General features: G+C 60.4%; 14 protein-coding genes. 10 read left to right on the forward strand and 4 right to left on the reverse strand.

Going from position 1 to position 15,174, the window contains the following annotated elements; translation table 11 throughout:
- The first annotated feature begins 260 nt into the window (after positions 1–260).
- The 8 genes from HJW02_RS14150 to HJW02_RS08255 all read left to right on the forward strand — a co-directional run bounded on the left by HJW02_RS14150 (position 261) and on the right by HJW02_RS08255 (position 11,153).
- Positions 261–914 carry a C4-type zinc ribbon domain-containing protein gene (locus tag HJW02_RS14150; RefSeq protein WP_146023784.1) on the forward strand — a complete coding sequence of 218 codons (654 nt, stop codon included), beginning with the start codon at positions 261–263 and terminating at the stop codon, positions 912–914.
- Between the two features lie 31 nt (positions 915–945).
- Positions 946–2,151: a tetraacyldisaccharide 4'-kinase gene (lpxK, locus tag HJW02_RS08225; protein ID WP_022397628.1), complete on the forward strand. Its 1,206-nt coding sequence runs from the start codon at positions 946–948 to the stop codon at positions 2,149–2,151.
- Between the two features lie 107 nt (positions 2,152–2,258).
- Positions 2,259–6,689: an insulinase family protein gene (locus HJW02_RS08230; RefSeq protein ID WP_180971011.1), complete on the forward strand. Its 4,431-nt coding sequence runs from the start codon at positions 2,259–2,261 to the stop codon at positions 6,687–6,689.
- 81 nt (positions 6,690–6,770) lie between these two features.
- Complete coding sequence (locus tag HJW02_RS08235; protein ID WP_022397630.1) at positions 6,771–7,304, forward strand: hypothetical protein; 534 nt, start codon at positions 6,771–6,773, stop codon at positions 7,302–7,304.
- A 34-nt stretch (positions 7,305–7,338) separates the two neighbouring features.
- A complete protein-coding gene (locus HJW02_RS08240; RefSeq protein WP_022397631.1) occupies positions 7,339–8,841 on the forward strand; it encodes a flotillin family protein in 1,503 nt (500 codons plus the stop codon).
- Between the two features lie 7 nt (positions 8,842–8,848).
- Positions 8,849–9,445: a DUF4126 domain-containing protein gene (locus HJW02_RS08245; protein WP_102722175.1), complete on the forward strand. Its 597-nt coding sequence runs from the start codon at positions 8,849–8,851 to the stop codon at positions 9,443–9,445.
- 267 nt (positions 9,446–9,712) lie between these two features.
- Positions 9,713–9,859 (forward strand): entericidin A/B family lipoprotein, encoded by a 147-nt coding sequence (locus HJW02_RS08250; RefSeq protein WP_022397633.1) that lies wholly within the window; start codon positions 9,713–9,715, stop codon positions 9,857–9,859.
- Between the two features lie 475 nt (positions 9,860–10,334).
- The gene (locus HJW02_RS08255; RefSeq protein ID WP_102722174.1) at positions 10,335–11,153 is read left to right on the forward strand and encodes a PEP-CTERM sorting domain-containing protein; all 819 of its coding nucleotides are present in this window, start codon (positions 10,335–10,337) and stop codon (positions 11,151–11,153) included.
- On the opposite strand, the gene HJW02_RS08260 is transcribed toward HJW02_RS08255, so the two are convergent.
- Together HJW02_RS08260 and HJW02_RS08265 are read right to left on the reverse strand one after the other, a co-directional pair.
- Complete coding sequence (locus HJW02_RS08260) at positions 11,150–11,356, reverse strand: hypothetical protein (RefSeq protein ID WP_102722173.1); 207 nt, start codon at positions 11,354–11,356, stop codon at positions 11,150–11,152. The genes HJW02_RS08255 and HJW02_RS08260 overlap by 4 nt on opposite strands.
- A gap of 17 nt (positions 11,357–11,373) precedes the next feature.
- Entirely contained in the window at positions 11,374–11,517 is a 144-nt protein-coding gene (locus tag HJW02_RS08265) for an entericidin (protein WP_102722172.1), read from the reverse strand.
- 206 nt (positions 11,518–11,723) lie between these two features.
- Here HJW02_RS08265 and HJW02_RS08270 point away from each other — a divergent pair, with 206 nt between their 5' ends.
- Positions 11,724–12,605, forward strand: coding sequence for a diaminopimelate dehydrogenase (locus tag HJW02_RS08270; RefSeq protein WP_022397636.1), 882 nt, complete (start codon positions 11,724–11,726; stop codon positions 12,603–12,605).
- A gap of 100 nt (positions 12,606–12,705) precedes the next feature.
- Here HJW02_RS08270 and HJW02_RS08275 read toward each other — a convergent pair whose 3' ends face one another.
- On the reverse strand, positions 12,706–13,440 hold the full coding sequence (locus HJW02_RS08275; protein WP_240454356.1) for a murein L,D-transpeptidase family protein: 735 nt from the start codon (positions 13,438–13,440) through the stop codon (positions 12,706–12,708).
- A 501-nt stretch (positions 13,441–13,941) separates the two neighbouring features.
- Here HJW02_RS08275 and HJW02_RS08280 point away from each other — a divergent pair.
- A complete protein-coding gene (locus HJW02_RS08280) occupies positions 13,942–14,511 on the forward strand; it encodes a YdeI/OmpD-associated family protein (RefSeq protein ID WP_102722186.1) in 570 nt (189 codons plus the stop codon).
- A 192-nt stretch (positions 14,512–14,703) separates the two neighbouring features.
- Here the strand turns inward: HJW02_RS08280 and HJW02_RS08285 are convergent.
- On the reverse strand, positions 14,704–15,174 hold a 471-nt coding region (locus HJW02_RS08285), incomplete at its 5' end, for an autotransporter outer membrane beta-barrel domain-containing protein (protein WP_208050628.1).

Here is a 15,174-nt window from a genome sequence, read left to right on the forward strand (position 1 = left end):
GCCGCCGCCCGCACAGGGCGGCACTCCGGCGCAGCAGAAGGCCCTGCTTGAAATACTCAGCGGGAAACGGGAGGCCGTTTCTCAGGAAAACCTCCTTTCCCCCGAAACACGGGACGCCGCTTCCCTGCACCGTAAAAAGACGGAAGGGCCGCCGCCCCGGAGCCGAGAAAAAATCTTTTCCACCCCGCCGGGGCATGCTAGGGTGGCAGGCGATGAATCATGCCGATTTAGACCAGTTGCTGATCCTTCAGGAAAAAGATGTGCGGATCTCCAAACTCCGGAAGGAGCTGGCCTCCCTGCCGGAACAGAGAACGCGCCTGCTGCGCCAGATGGAGGCCATCAAGCAGAAGGCCCTGGCCGCCAAGCAGGAAGTCGCGAGCGTTGAGAAGAGCATACGGGACGTGGAAGCCGCCGTTGAAACCAAGCGCGCCTACATCGGCAAGATGAAAACCCTCCAGTCCAACACCCGGAAAAACGAGGAATACCAGATGTGCATTCAGGAGGTGGAGAAGACGGAAGCCGCCATTGACGCCCTGGAAACCTCCGAGCTGGAGCTGATGGAACGCCTGGAAACCGCGAAAACGGATATGGAGCAGAAAATCCGGCGCGCGCGGGACGCCCAGCGCGAGATGGAGGAAACGCTGGCCCGCTTTGACCGGACGGCGGAAACGGACAAGGAGCTTCTGGACCACTTGAATGCGGAACGCGCGGACCTGGCCGCCGCCGTTCCGGAGGATTCCCTGGGGGAATACGAACGGATGACCAAAAGCAAGGGAGTCCCGGTCATTGTGCCGATGGATGAAAAAGGCCACTGCGGCGGCTGCCACATGGTCATTACGGACAACGCCCGCATGAAGGTGCTGGGCGGCCACGAAACCGTTTACTGCGACAGCTGCCACCGCATCCTCCACTGACGGAGTTTCCAGGCGCGCCGCCGGGCTTATCATGAAATCCAGATCGGAAGAGTTTGAAGAGTGGGGGACGGAAGTCATCTTCGGCCGGGCCAAGGGGTTCCGCGCCTCCATGATGCGCATGGTCCTGCGCGGGGCCTCCTGGCTGTTCAGGCTGGTGGTGCTGGCGCGGCTGTACCTGTTCCACTCCAGCATCGCGAAGCAGGCCAGGCTGGGAACGCTGGTGGTCAGCGTGGGGAACATCACCGTGGGGGGCACCGGAAAGACTCCGGTGGTGGAACTGCTGGCCCGCACCCTCACCCAGCGCGGCCGCAAGGTAGCCATCCTGACCCGCGGCTACAAGAGCGCGGACCTGGACAAGCCCCAGGAGTGGAAGGACAAGGACGGCCGCCAGCCGGAAAACCTGCCCAAGATCGCCAGCGACGGGGAAACGCGCTACCTGGGCCCCCTGCATTCCGGGGACGAACCCTTCATGCTTGCCAAGAACCTGGACGGCGTGGCGGTTCTGGTGGACAAGAACCGCATCAAGTCCGGCATCTTCGCCATTGAACACCTGGGGTGCGACACCCTGCTGCTGGACGACGGCATGCAATACCTGAAACTGGCTCATGAACTGGACATCGTGCTGGTGGACTGCGGCGCGCCCTTCGGCACCGGGGCCATGCTCCCGCGCGGCACCCTGCGGGAGCCCAGGGGCAGCCTGGCGCGCGCCAGCTACATCGTTCTGACCAAATGCGGCGGCAAGCCCCAGGATGAGCTGATCGCCGCCATCAGGAAGTACAATCCCGTGGCGGACATCATCGTGAGCGACCACGGCCCCCGGTACCTGGAAAACGTGTTCACGGGGGAACGGCTTCCCCTGGAGGCCCTTCAGGGGAAATGGGTGGCGTGCCTCAGCGGCATCGCGCGCCCGGAAAGCTTTGAAGATTCCCTGCGCTCCCTGGGCGCCCACGTGGAAATCTGCCGCAGGTTCCCGGACCACCACTGGTTTGAACAAGCGGAATTGCAGGAGTTCTACGACCGCTGCGCGGACCGGGCCATGGACATGATCGTGACCACGGAGAAGGACGCCGTGCGGCTGGAAAAACCGGAGGAAGACCCGGAGGTTCCCATTTACTTCCTGCGCATTGAGGTGGAGATCTACCAGGGCCGGGAGGCGTGGGAGCGTTGCGTGGACCGCATCTGCGGAATTTCAGAGCCGCGCCCGCGGGATGAATGGATGCCTTCCTCATCCTTTTGATATGGCTTCCGTTTCCGGAGGTTCTCCGGAAATTCACCGCTTTTATGCAGAGAAGGCCGCTTGACTTGCCCGGAAAATCGTGTGAAACAAGAGGGCAGTATTTTTCCATGAAGGCATTTACCATCACCTCCATTCTGGCTGCCGCGTGCCTACTCCCGGCCCATTCGCTGGCCGAAGCCGCAGCAGAAAACAAGACCCAGGCCGCCGCTGTCCAACCGGCGGCAGGCATTCCCAAGCAGGATCCCCGGCTTATCAAGGGAAAGCTCCCCAACGGGCTGACCTACTTCATCCGCCCGAACGCAGAGCCCAAGGGCCGGTTCAGCATCCGCCTGCGCGTCAATACGGGTTCCCTGAATGAAACGGACGACATCCAGGGCATCTCCCACTTCCTGGAACACATGGTTTTCAACGGAAGCACGCATTTCAAGCGCGGGGAAATGATTCCCGCCATGCAGAAGGAAGGCCTGGGCCTGGGCGGGGACGCGAACGCCTACACCGCCTTTGACGAAACCGTGTACATGATGGACGTGCCCAGCATGAAGGAGTCCACCGTGAACCTGGCCTTCACCATCATGAGGGATTTTGCGGACGGCGCCCTGCTGGAGGAAAGCGCCATTGACGCGGAACGCGGCATCATCACCAGTGAATACAAGGCGCGGGATTCCGCCGGCTACCGGGTCATGAAGGAGGTCTTCTCCATCATGCTTGACGGCACCAGGATTCCCGACCGCTACCCCATCGGCACGCTGGAAGTAATCCGTACCGCGCCGCGGGAAAAATTTGTAAACTACTATCAGACCCATTACGTCCCCAGCCAGATGCAGCTCGTCATCGCCGGGGACATCACGCCGGAACAGGGCAAGGCCTGGGTGGAAAAATACTTCGGCTCCATGAAGAAGGACAATTACTCCTTCCAGACGGACCGGGGAGCGCTCAAGACGGCTACGGAAACCACCGCCCACTGGATCACCAACAAGGAGGCCACCAGCACGGAAGTCAGCGTCAACATCGCCCGTCCCTACGTGAAGAAGCCGGACACGGTCGCCAACCGCAACGAGGACATTCCCCTCAACGTGGCTTACGCCATGCTGAACCGCCGTCTGGAAAAGATGGCGAAGAATGCGGACTGCCCCTTCATTTCCGCGGAAGGCGGACGCATGGACGTGATGGAAGCGGCGCAAGTGGACGCCATCCAGACCCAGGCGGACTACAAGAACTGGAAGCCGGCCCTGACCGCCATTGAACAGGAGCTACGCCGGGCCATCGAATTCGGCTTCAACAAGGAGGAACTGGCGGAAGCCCGCAGCAACATCACTGCCGCCGCGGAAAACGCCATCAAATCCTGGCCCACCGTCAAGTCGGAAGACGTGGCCTCCGCCATCGCCCAGAGCGCCGCGCAGGACAAGGTCTTCACCACGCCGCAGGAAGACTGGGCCATCTCCAGGGAAGTCGTGGAAAACCTGACGCCCGAACAATGCCAGGCCGCTCTGAAGGAAGCCTGGACCGGAGCCTTCCCCCGCGTGATCGTCACCTCCAACAAGGAAAACGCCCAGGGAAGCGCCGAAATCATGAAGACGTACCAGGACGCCCGGGCCTCCAAGGTGGAACCCTACCAGGCGGACAGCCGGAAGGACTTTTCCTACAAATTCGGGGAACCCGGCAAGGTGACGGCCCGCGCGGAAGCCGCTGACCTGGGAGTCACCCAGCTCACCCTTTCCAACGGCGTGCGCGTCAACCTGAAGCCCACGGAGTTCGACAAGGATTCCATCAACATCACCTTTGCCGTAGACGGCGGGGAACTGAGCAGGCCGGAAAAGGCCTCCGGGCTGGAACTCTTTGCGGGCGCCGTGATGAACGGCGGCGGCTTGAAGGACCACTCCAACGACGAACTGGCCGCCATCATGGCAGGCAAGAAAGTCGGCGTGGGCTTCTCCATGACGGACCGCTCCTTCCTGCTCTCCGGGAACACCAACAAGGAAGACCTGGAAACGCAGCTCCAGCTCCAGACGGCCTACCTGATGTACCCCGGCTACCGCCAGGACGGCGTCACCCTGCTCCGCCGCGCCATCCCCATGATTTACAACAAGCTGAACCATGAGGTGCAGGGAGCCATGAAAATGCAGGTGCCCGCCATCCTGTACAAGAACAATCCCCGCTTCACCTTCCCCGCGCAGGAACAGTTGAACTCCTACCAGGTCAAGGACGTGCAGGACTGGGTGGACGCCCCCCTGAAGAACAATTACATGGAAGTGACCGTCACGGGGGACTTCAAGACGGAAGACATCATTCCCCTGCTGGAACGCACCGTAGGCGCGTTGCCCAAACGTGCGGACGCCCCTGCGAAGCTGGATGAAAAACTGCGCCACCCTGCCATGGCGGACTTCAACTTCTCCAAGGACCTGACCTATGATTCCTCCATTGACAAGACGCTGGTCTGCCTCTTCTGGAAAACGCCCGGCGGAGAAGACAAGAAGCTGGCCCGCAGGCTGAACATGCTCAAGGCCGTCTTCTATGACCGCGTGTTCAAGGGCCTGCGCGAAGACATGGGGGAAACCTACTCCCCCTCCACCGGGCTCAACATCAGTGAAACCTACCCGGACGACGGCTACATCATCACCCTCAGCTCCGGCGTGATGCGCAACAAGGATGCCGTGCGGAATGCGATTGCCAGGATTGCGGACGACCTCGGCAAGGGGAACGTCACCCAGGAGGAATTGGACCGCGCCCGCAACCCCATTCTCAACTCCATGGACCGCGCCCAGCGCGACAACGGCTACTGGACCTCCGTGCTGAGGGATTCCCAGGCCAAACCGGAACGGCTGGCCCAGCAGAGGGAAAGCATTCCGGACGTGAAAGCCATCACCGTGGAAGAGGTCAACAAGCTTGCCAAAGACATCTTCGGCAAGGGAGAACATCTCAACCTGAACATCCTGCCGGACCATCCGGCCGCGGAAGCTCCGCCTGCTGAAAAGCAGGCGGACAAACCCGATGCTACCCAGGCCGCCGTCTCCACGGCGGCTTTTTGCATTCACGCCACTGCCGTGAAAACCATAAAAAAAGACTCCGGCAAGAATGACTACGCCATCATCATCTCCGAGGAAACCGCCGCCATGCCGGAATGGAAGGCCGTGGCGGACAAGCTGGCTGAAAAGCACGGAGGCTCCATCGTCACCGTGAAGGACTCCATGTTCGCCAAGCTGGACACGCTCAAGAAAATGGCTCCCCGCTTCATGGCCGTGGTCGCGCGACCGGAGGAAATAGACCGGGTGCTGGTCAATGACCTGCACCGCCTGACCCGCCGCCTGGACGACGACCCGTACGGGGACTGCATCTGGGGCATCGTCACGGGCTACACCCCGCAGGACGCCATGAGGATAGCCTCTGAAACGCAGCCGCTCGTGATCAGCCGCTCCATGGGAACCACCAACGTGGACGCCTCCCGTTTCACCGACAGCATGAGCATCACGGACTGGCAGCCCTTCCAGTACCTGGAACAGCACAATTCCAAGGGCAAGGTAACGCCCGCTTTTTACGTGAAGGGCCTGAAGGAACAGGACCGCGGGGATGAAACCACGCTGGGCGTGACGCCCAAGCTCGTGGAATACTGGGAACTTTACGCTCCCCAGCTCTTCGTCACGGCCTCCCACGCCACCCAGTTCAATCTGGAAATGCCTTTCGGCAAGGGGATCATCGTCTCCGGCAACAACCGGTTCCACGTGCTGGACAAAAAGCAGTTCAAGGAATTCACCACCTTCCTGCGCGGCGCGATCTTCAACGGGAAGGAGGACGACCTGCTCTCCTTCCTTGAGAGAATCAAGGCTCCGGAGATTGAAATCAAGCCGGTTCCCGCCGTCTGGGTAGCCGCGGGGAACTGCCTGGTAGGGGATACTAAAAAAACGAAGAATTCCATGGCCGTCACCGCCCTGAGCCACTACGGCTTCAACCAGCTGGTGGGCTACACCGTCCCCTCCTGGTACGGCAAGGGCGGCTGGGGAACGCTGGGACTCCTGTTCAGCAACCATGACGCCTCCAGCCTGGCGGAAGCCTGGTACCTGAACAACCAGTTCATTCTGGACGAAACCATGACCCGCTTCCCCAAGCTCATGAACGTCAACTTTAACGCGCCGGACATCAACGGCATCAAGGACGACCCGGACTTTGCCAAGGGCATGAACTCCGCCGGCTACGGCATGGGCAAGGACCAGATGGGCCTCATCCATGACCGGGATACCGTGGCTTTTTACGGGGATCCCGCCTGGACGGCGCGCCTGGACGAATCCCGCGCTCCGTCCCCGTGGCATATTGAGTGGAACGACCCCGCGGACGCCGCCAAGGGCTTCACCGTCACGGCCAACAAGGACGCCAAGGCGCGCCTGGGCGTCTGGTTCCCCAACAGGATCACCGCCAAAAAGGCCACCGTCACCATTGGAGAAACCGCCACTCCCGTAGAGAAGGCCGGCCTGCTGACCAACGACTTCCTCCTGCTCCGGGAACTGGAGCTCAAGAAGGGGGAAAAAGCCGTGGTGGAAATGAAATAGGCCCGAATATCCGGCCGCCGTTCCTTTTTCCATAGACAAGCGGGCTCCAAACATGGATACTCCCGGCAATCAATCTACCCTATGACTGATTACTCCATTTTCTTCATCATCGCCGTGGCCGCGACGGGCGTGGGAGCGCTTCTGTTTCTCCTGTCCCTGTTCGGGCTGGGGGAACATGACCTGGACTTTGACGCGGACGCCGGCGGCGCGGACGTGGGCCTGCTGTCCATTAAATCCGGCATCGGCTTCTTCCTGGGCTTCGGCTGGGGCGGCGTGCTCGCCCAGGGCCTGGGCTGGGGAATGGCCGCCTCCCTGGCATCGGCCTTCTTCACGGGCGTGCTGATGTTCCTGATCATCGGCCTTTCCATGCGCTTCATCATGAGCCTCAAATCAGACGGCACCCTGAACTATGAAACCCTCAAGGGCATGCACGGCACCGTTTACATCAGCATTCCCGGCAGGCTTGAACGCGGCGGACAGGTGACGATTGCCCATCCCAGCCAGCTTCTGTACCTCCCCGCCGTTCAGGAAGGGGAGGAATCCCTGCCCGCAGGAACCCCGGTGGAAGTAGTCGCCGTCACGGCAGGCGTCGTCACCGTCAAACCTCTTCATTAACCAATAAACCCAACCATACACCCCATCCAATACCATGGACCAAATCATTCCTATCGCCATTCTGGTTCTCTTCATCATCCTGACGGCCTCCTGGCTGTTCAGCCGCTACCGCATGTGCCCGCCGGACAAAATCCTCATCGTCTTCGGCAAGGTGGGCACGGGCCAGCCCGCCAAATGCTACCACGGCGGCTCCACCTTCGTGCTTCCGGTCCTCCAGTCCTACAGCTACCTGGACCTGAACCCCATCAACATTGACGTGCCCCTCCAGGGCGCCCTCTCCTCCCAGAACATCCGCGTGGACGTTCCCTCCTCCTTCATCGTGGGCATCTCCACCCTGCCGGAAATCATGCAGAACGCCGCCGCGCGCCTGCTAGGCCGCTCCCGGGAGGAAATCCGCAACCTGGCTGCGGAAATCATCATGGGCCAGATGCGCGTGGTGATCGCCTCCATGACCATTGAGGAAATCAACTCCGACCGCGAAAAACTCATCAAGGGCATTACGGAAGGCGTGGACGTGGAGCTGCACAAGGTGGGCCTCCACCTCATTAACGCCAATATCACGGACATTCAGGACGCCTCCGGCTACATCAGCGCCCTGGGCAAGGAAGCAGCCGCGCGCGCCATCAATGACGCCACCATCAAGGTGGCGGAAGAAACGCGCCGCGGGGAAATCGGCAAGGCGGAAGCGGAAAAGGACCAGACCGTCCAGGTGGCGAACGCCCGCGCCATTGCCATTGAGGGCCAGAACGAAGCCCAGATCAAGATTGCGGAATCCGCCGCCAAGCTGCAAGTGAAGCAGGCGGAAGCCAAGAAGCTGGCGGAAGTGGCCCAGAAGGTGCAGGAAGCCAAGACCCTGGAAGAAGCCTACGAGGCGGAAAAGGAAGCGGAAATAAAGCGCGCCGAACGCGAACGCGCCACGCAGGAGGCCAACATCCTGGTGACGGCCCGCATTGAAAAGAGCCAGCGCGAAGTGCAGGCCCAGGCCACGGCGGAAGTGCTCAAGCTGGAACAGGAAGGCAAGGCGCAGGCCCTGCTCATCCAGCGCAGGGCGGAAGCGGAAGCCATCCGGCAACTGGCGGAAGGCGAAGCCCAGGCCACCCTTCTGAAGAAAAAGGCGGAAGGGGAAGGCATGGAAATGGTGGGCCGCGGTGAAGCCGCCGCCATTGAAGCCGTACTGGAAGGCAAGGCCCGCGGCTTCCAGCAGATCGTACAGGCGGCAGGCTCGTCTGACGCCGCTTCCAGCCTCCTGATTACCGAACAGCTCACCAAGATCGTGGAACTCCAGTCCGGCGCCATCAAGGGCCTGAAATTTGACAAGGTAGTCGTCATGGGCAACGGAGGGGATTCCTCCGTGGGCGGATTCGTGCAGAATCTGGTGAAAGACACCCTGCCTCTCCACGAGCTCGGCAAGAGCGTGGGGCTGGAACTGCCCTCCTTCCTGGGAAAATCCACGGAAGAGAAAAAGGCCCCTGCCGCAGCCGCTCCCGCAGCCGCCACCCAGGCGGCCACGACTGCAACCACCGTTAAACTGAACTGATCCGCAGATGAATATGGAAGCCGTCATGGGCGTTTTGCTCGGCATCGGGCTGGGAGCGGCCTGCGGCTTCCGCATCTTTGTGCCTCTGCTGGTAGCCGCCATCGCCATCCGGGGAGGCTTCCTGACGGTGACGCCGGAATTCGCATGGCTGGGCGGCACGGCCGCGCTGGTCACCCTCTCCGTAGCCACGCTGCTGGAAATAGCGGCGTACTACATCCCGGTCATCGACCACACGCTGGACGTGCTGGGAGCTCCCGCCGCCATCGTTGCGGGAACCATCCTGGCCGCCGGCTTCATCGGCAGCATGGACCCCATGCTTAAATGGGGGCTGGCCGCCATTGCCGGAGGCGGAGCGGCAGGCATCATCCACGGAGGCATGGCCGCCATCCGGGGAGCGGCCTCCGCCGCTACGGGCGGACTGGGCAACTCCGTCGTCACCACGGCGGAAACGGCTTCCGCCTCTATCGTCGCCGTGCTGGCCTGCGTTCTTCCCGTCGCGGCCGTTCTGCTGGCCGCCGCGGCCATTTACTTCCTGGTCCGCACGGGGCTGGCGCTGAAAAGGAAACTGCGCCGTTCTCCAGGCGGTCCGGAGGGAGAAATCTAGCCAAGGGGAAAAAACCCCCTTCTCCCGGCAGCCGTCCACGCAGCGATTCCCCCGTGAATGAAGGCCCCGCGGCCTTCATCAATAACCCGCCGCCAGGTCCCCGGCGAAGATTTTTTACATAACTTCCGAATCCGGGCTCGGCACAGCCACTTTCTTCCCCGCCGGAAAGCCCCATGCCCGGAAAAAGAGGCGTTCCGGCAAGCATTCGGCTCATTGACAAGGAACCGGAAGCAGGGTAGGATGCGGCTTTCAACCTCTCTTCCACCGATGAATACCAAACTCGCCCTTCTGACGCTCGCCGCCGCCCTCGGCCTTGCCTCCTGCAACACCATCAGCGGAATCGGAAAAGACGTGGAAGCCATGGGCAGCAAAATTGACAACGCCTCCCAGGCCACCAGGGAGTCCATGCAGTAAAGCGGAAGAAGCATCCGGCCACCAGCCTGGAGCCTCTTTTTAATTCAAAAGAGGCAAAGATTTAAAGTTTCCCCCATCGTTTCATGGATGGCGGTTCCCCATGGAGTGCTCTGCCGCCCGCGGATTACAAATCCGTTACAGATTAACATGGAATGGTCCCGATGCCTTATGAAGCGCCGCAAGTCCTTGGGTCATCCGTATTCAACCCGAGCGGCAGCGAATCCTTTTCCCTGAAAATCAGTGCGTCCTGGCAGGACACGTATATTTCAACGGCCGCAAAGGCTTGCGGCGTTCCAGGGGCCGGCTTCCTCATTCCGGAAGGCTTCCTACACGGAAACGGTCTCCCATGGTGCAACGGTCAGGCAGCATAAGTTCCTTGATATGAAAATCGGCCCTTGACCCCGGATTTGTAATCCGGCATATTCCCGCGAGTTTGGAAGTTTCCCTTTCAAGCTCTAATTCACATCGCATTCATATGAAGAAAACTCTGATCCTGCTTTCCTCCCTGCTGGCTTTTTCCTGCATGACGGCGCAGGCCACTATTTATACATGGGCTCCCATTGACGGTTCTACCGACTGGAGCCAGGCCTCCAACTGGCAGACGGAAAGCGGCCCCAGCGGCAATGTTCCGCTGGTCAATCCCAACTGGGGCACGGTCAACGTCTCCGGAGACCATACCGTGGTATGCGGACCCGGCACCACCGTGGAAGGATGGACCTCCACCATCAATGTTTCCAACGGAGCCAATGTGTCCCTTCAGAATTTCACCAAATTCCAGCGCACGACCGTCTCCGTGGGAAAAGGCTCCACGCTGACCGTCGGCAAAACGAGCGGTTCCATCGTAGCCAATTGCGACCAGAACATGAACTGGACGGTATACGGCACGCTGAACCTCACTGCCGCGCTTACCTGGAACGCCAACAGCAACAATTTGTTCGTGGACCTGGGCACGACCGGCATCCTGAATCTTACGAACCAGACCGATCTGGGCCGTTTCGCCTTCTCCGCCTCCCTGGGCGACCTGATTACGGAAGGAACTACATTTGAGCTCGTGACGCGTGAACTCGTCAACGGAGTGGGAAGCGCCGCAACCAGCAACACGACCATCACGGGCGGAACGCAGAGCGACGACATCGCCGCCGAAGAACTGACCGCTGAAAACGTAGGCAAGTACCAGGTGTTCACGGAGAACGGCAAGATTTACGTCTCCTACATCAACGGCGTGCCGGAACCGGCCACTGTCTCCCTGAGCCTTCTGGGCCTGGCGGCCCTGATGCTGCGCCGCCGCCGTTAAAAACGGAAGGTTAATTTCTTTTCAAAGGGCATGCCGGGCATACGGCATGCCCTTTTTATTGCTTCCGTCACACATCGTAAAAAAACCTTTTTACAGGGAGCGGGAACATTCCGTGGAGCCGGAAAACCGGAGGCTGGAAAAAAGGCGTCACGCCCATCAAAGAAAACCGCTTCATCCATCCGGATGAAGCGGTTTTCGTCCATGGTCACACACAGTCTTTTTACATGGAACGGCTGGTGGAGCGGGCGGCGGAATTAATGTCGCTGCCGACGGCTTCCACGTCCTTGCCTACTCCGCCGATCGTATGGCAGGAAACACACCCAAGAAGGGTGGCGATACTCAGAATAATCAATTTGCTTTTCATCGTTTTATTGGAAGAGTTCCGAGTGGTCAGACTCCATTTCTCCGGACTCCGTTCAAAGAACCCTTCATGATGCCGCACAGGCGCTCCTGTCATTCTCCGTTCTTGCCATGCGCACCCGCAACGCTTAAAAAACATGCGTCAACGGGAGAAAACATCCGGAGGGCATTCCGTCCCCGCTCCCGGAATCATTACTATTTACTACCAAGATGATCAAAGTAGCCATTGTAGGATACGGCAACATCGGGAAATACGCCGTGGACGCCTTGCGCGCCGCGCCCGATATGGAACTGGCGGGCATCGTCCGCCGCCCCGGCAGCGAACCCGTGCACGGCATCAAGACCGCAAGCAGCATGGAGGACCTGGGCCATGTGGACGCGGCCCTGCTCTGCACCCCCACCCGCAGCGTGGAAGAAACGGCTCTGCCCCTGCTCGCCCGCGGCATCAACACGGTGGACAGCTTTGACATCCACGGGGACATCGTGAACCTGCGGCGCTCCCTGGGAGCACAGGCGATCAAGCATGACGCCGTCTCCATCATCTCCGCCGGCTGGGACCCGGGCACGGACTCCGTCATTCGCACCCTGATGCTGGCGATGGCTCCCAAAGGCATTACGTACACCAACTTCGGCCCCGGCATGAGCATGGGCCACAGCGTGGTGGCGCGCTCCAAGGAAGGAGTGGCGGACGCCCTTTCCCTCACCATCCCCACCGGTTCCGGCGTGCACCGCCGCATGGTTTACGTGGTGCTGAAGGAAGGAGCCAAGTTCTCCGACGTGGAGTTCGCCATCAAGTCCGATTCCTATTTCAGCCATGACGACACCCGCGTGCAGCAGGTGCCCGACATCGACGCGCTGAAGGATATGGGCCACGGCGTGCTGATGGAACGCAAGGGCGTTTCCGGCTCCACGCAGAACCAGATGTTCACGTTTGAAATGCGCATCAATAATCCGGCCCTGACCGCCCAGGTCATGGTGGCTTGCGCCCGAGCCAGCATGAAACTGGCCTCCGGCTGCTACACGCTGCCGGAAATCGCCCCGATGGACTTCCTGCCGGGCGACCGCGAAGAGTTGATTGCCCAGCTCGTCTAGAGCGTTCCGGCACGTCTTTCCCGGACGCGCGGCAACAGGGGCAACCGTTCCCCTTTCCTTCCGCACCTTTCCCATCCTCCGGCCCCCGGCCGGAGGATTTTTATTGTTCCACAACCACCAGCCTGCCATCCACGGCATTCACCCGGGCCGGGGTGTGGGTCCGTTCCGTCCAGTCCCACGCGCGTGCCATGTCCGCCCAAAAAGCGGCGTGGGGGGAATTCTTTTCCTTCAATAAACGCGCCGGAGTGGGCACGAAGGGATAAATCTGCACGGGAACGCGCTGCTGCCCATGAATCAGGGCCTGTTCCACCATGGTGTAAATTTCCTCAATCCCCGGATCGGTCATCGCCAGGCAGCCAATGGAAACGTCCCGGCCATGCACCATGATGAAGCTTCCCGTCCGGTTCAGGGAGCGGTCATAGGCATTCGGATAGCCGATGTTGAAAGCCAGATGGTAGTTGCTGCGGGGATTCAGGCCGGACGGCTCCACTTCGTAAAAACCCTCCGGGGTCTGCTTGTCCCCCTCCTTTTCCTTGGGCCCCAGCTTTCCGGACCACGCGGCAATGGGGTAACGCTTGGCAAGCACGTAGCGTTCCGCCTTATCCGGCTTCACCCACAGTTCCAGCACGGAGTCTTCCTTCACGGCACGCAGGAATACAGGATCCCCCACTTTGGCCCCGCAGAGGCCCAGGAAGGAATTCAGCACGGGCGTTACCCGTTCCCGCGCGGCATCGGCACGGTTGACGGAATCCTCGGCACACGCCATTTTAAGAGTCACCACCACGGAGGCCAGCAGAACCAATCCCAGCCCGGCCAGCAACACGCTTTTCTTCATAAATCATGTATAATGGCGGCATTCGTTTTGACAAGGACAAAACCCGCCGCCCTTTGCCGGAAGTGAAAAGAACGTCGGGAACGGCCTGCCCCTCCACTCCGGGAACAATAACCTTTCCGGTGAAAAGCCGCCGGCATGGAAGGCCAGTTCCCCGTTCTTCCGGGGAAAGGATGGGCAGGTGCCGTACTCCATCATGCGCGGGACCGTCTCCGGCCCTTCCTTACGCAAAAGAGGGGAAAGGATGTCCGCAGAAAGAAAAAAAGACGCCGTGAAGGGATTCCCGGACTTGGAGGAAGGGCAGGCCCCCTGCCGGGAAATATGCCATGGAATAGAAAAACATGCCTGTACTGGAAATGCAGCCTCCGGGAAGGTATCCTCACCCCGTTAGCCGCTCCATCCCGGCACGCGGCGCATCAACGGAAGGCCCTTTCGTAAAAACGGCCTGCGCACCTTCTCTTTTTGCGCGCTGCCGCAGAAAGAAGCGGCATCCACCGAACCGCCATGGAAATAGACCACCTTCTCCCCATCACCACACGGCAGGAATTAAGAACGTGGCTGGAACAGAACCACCGTTCCTCCTCCTGCTGCTGGGTTCTCACGACGAGAAAGCCTTCCCCCCATGCCATTCCTTACCTGGACGCCGTGGAAGAAGCCCTGTGCTTCGGCTGGATTGACAGCACCCGCAAGAAGACAGCCTCCGGCTTTCTGGCCCAGCGCCTCACCCCACGTTCCAGGAAAAGCAAATGGTCCGAGCTGAACAAGGAACGCGTACGCCGCCTGACCAGGCTGGGGCTGATGACCCCCTATGGAGAAAAATGCCTGCCGGAAATGGACCCGGAGGCGTTCCGGATTGATCCGGATATTTTAGAAGCCCTTCAGAAGGACCCGCGCGTTTATTCCAACTTCCTGGCCTTTCCCCGCCTGTACCGCCACGTGCGCCTGGATACCATCCAGATTAAGAAAAACCAGCCGGAGCTGTTCCATAGCCGCCTGGAAAAGTTCCTGAAGAATACCCGGGAAAACAGGATGTTTGGAGAATGGCATGACGGAGGCCGGCTGCTGGAAGAGTGAAAACGGAGCTTCCCGTATTTTCCCAACAGACGCCGGAACGCCGCATGCCGATGCGGCAACTAAACGAAAACGCGGCTGTAAGCCGCGCTCCTTACGCAACAGGGCCGTTCCGGACAATGCCGGAACGGCCCTGCGGGTCCGGGAGAGCAGAGCGTCTCCGCTCCACTCTCCACTCTCAAACTTCAACTCTCCTTAGAAGTCATACCGGTAGCCGATACTTCCGTTCACCGAGTTCGCTCCGTCCCGGAAGTTGGCATTGCCGTCCACGAAGATCGTTCCCTGCGTTCCTACCGGCACGCTCAGCCCCGCTCCGATTTGCAGAGCCGTCATTCCCACCTTCGCTCCTCTGACTCTCTGCGTGAAGCCGGGGTTGCCCAGCAGCGCCACATTGGCTTCTCCGCGGCGGTCTCCCATGTCCTGGGCCGCGTTCACCCGGAACTCAGCCAGCGCTTCTCGACCGAAGATGTTGCTGCCTACAAGGCCCATCCACCGGCCGCCCAGCGCAACCGTTCCCGTCGTCAACTCCTGTTTGGCGACGTTCAGGCCCATGTTGCCGGCTCCCGTTTCCGTGTAGCCGTCCATTCTCGTGGTTACTACCGAGGCGTTGACCAGGGGCTGCAGGATGCTGCTCCTGTCTTCATTGAGGTACACGTCGTAGGTCAG

This window comes from Akkermansia sp. GGCC_0220, assembly GCF_017566105.1.
In the GTDB taxonomy this organism is placed as follows: domain Bacteria; phylum Verrucomicrobiota; class Verrucomicrobiia; order Verrucomicrobiales; family Akkermansiaceae; genus Akkermansia; species Akkermansia massiliensis.

Coding starts and splice junctions, on each gene's coding strand:
- lpxK (WP_022397628.1), top strand. CDS start 946: ATGAAATCCAGATCGGAAGAGTTTGAAGAGTGGGGGACGGAAGTCATC.
- HJW02_RS08230 (WP_180971011.1), top strand. CDS start 2,259: ATGAAGGCATTTACCATCACCTCCATTCTGGCTGCCGCGTGCCTACTC.
- HJW02_RS08235 (WP_022397630.1), top strand. CDS start 6,771: ATGACTGATTACTCCATTTTCTTCATCATCGCCGTGGCCGCGACGGGC.
- HJW02_RS08240 (WP_022397631.1), top strand. CDS start 7,339: ATGGACCAAATCATTCCTATCGCCATTCTGGTTCTCTTCATCATCCTG.
- HJW02_RS08245 (WP_102722175.1), top strand. CDS start 8,849: ATGAATATGGAAGCCGTCATGGGCGTTTTGCTCGGCATCGGGCTGGGA.
- HJW02_RS08250 (WP_022397633.1), top strand. CDS start 9,713: ATGAATACCAAACTCGCCCTTCTGACGCTCGCCGCCGCCCTCGGCCTT.
- HJW02_RS08255 (WP_102722174.1), top strand. CDS start 10,335: ATGAAGAAAACTCTGATCCTGCTTTCCTCCCTGCTGGCTTTTTCCTGC.
- HJW02_RS08260 (WP_102722173.1), bottom strand. CDS start 11,356: ATGGACGAAAACCGCTTCATCCGGATGGATGAAGCGGTTTTCTTTGAT.
- HJW02_RS08265 (WP_102722172.1), bottom strand. CDS start 11,517: ATGAAAAGCAAATTGATTATTCTGAGTATCGCCACCCTTCTTGGGTGT.
- HJW02_RS08270 (WP_022397636.1), top strand. CDS start 11,724: ATGATCAAAGTAGCCATTGTAGGATACGGCAACATCGGGAAATACGCC.
- HJW02_RS08275 (WP_240454356.1), bottom strand. CDS start 13,440: ATGAAGAAAAGCGTGTTGCTGGCCGGGCTGGGATTGGTTCTGCTGGCC.
- HJW02_RS08280 (WP_102722186.1), top strand. CDS start 13,942: ATGGAAATAGACCACCTTCTCCCCATCACCACACGGCAGGAATTAAGA.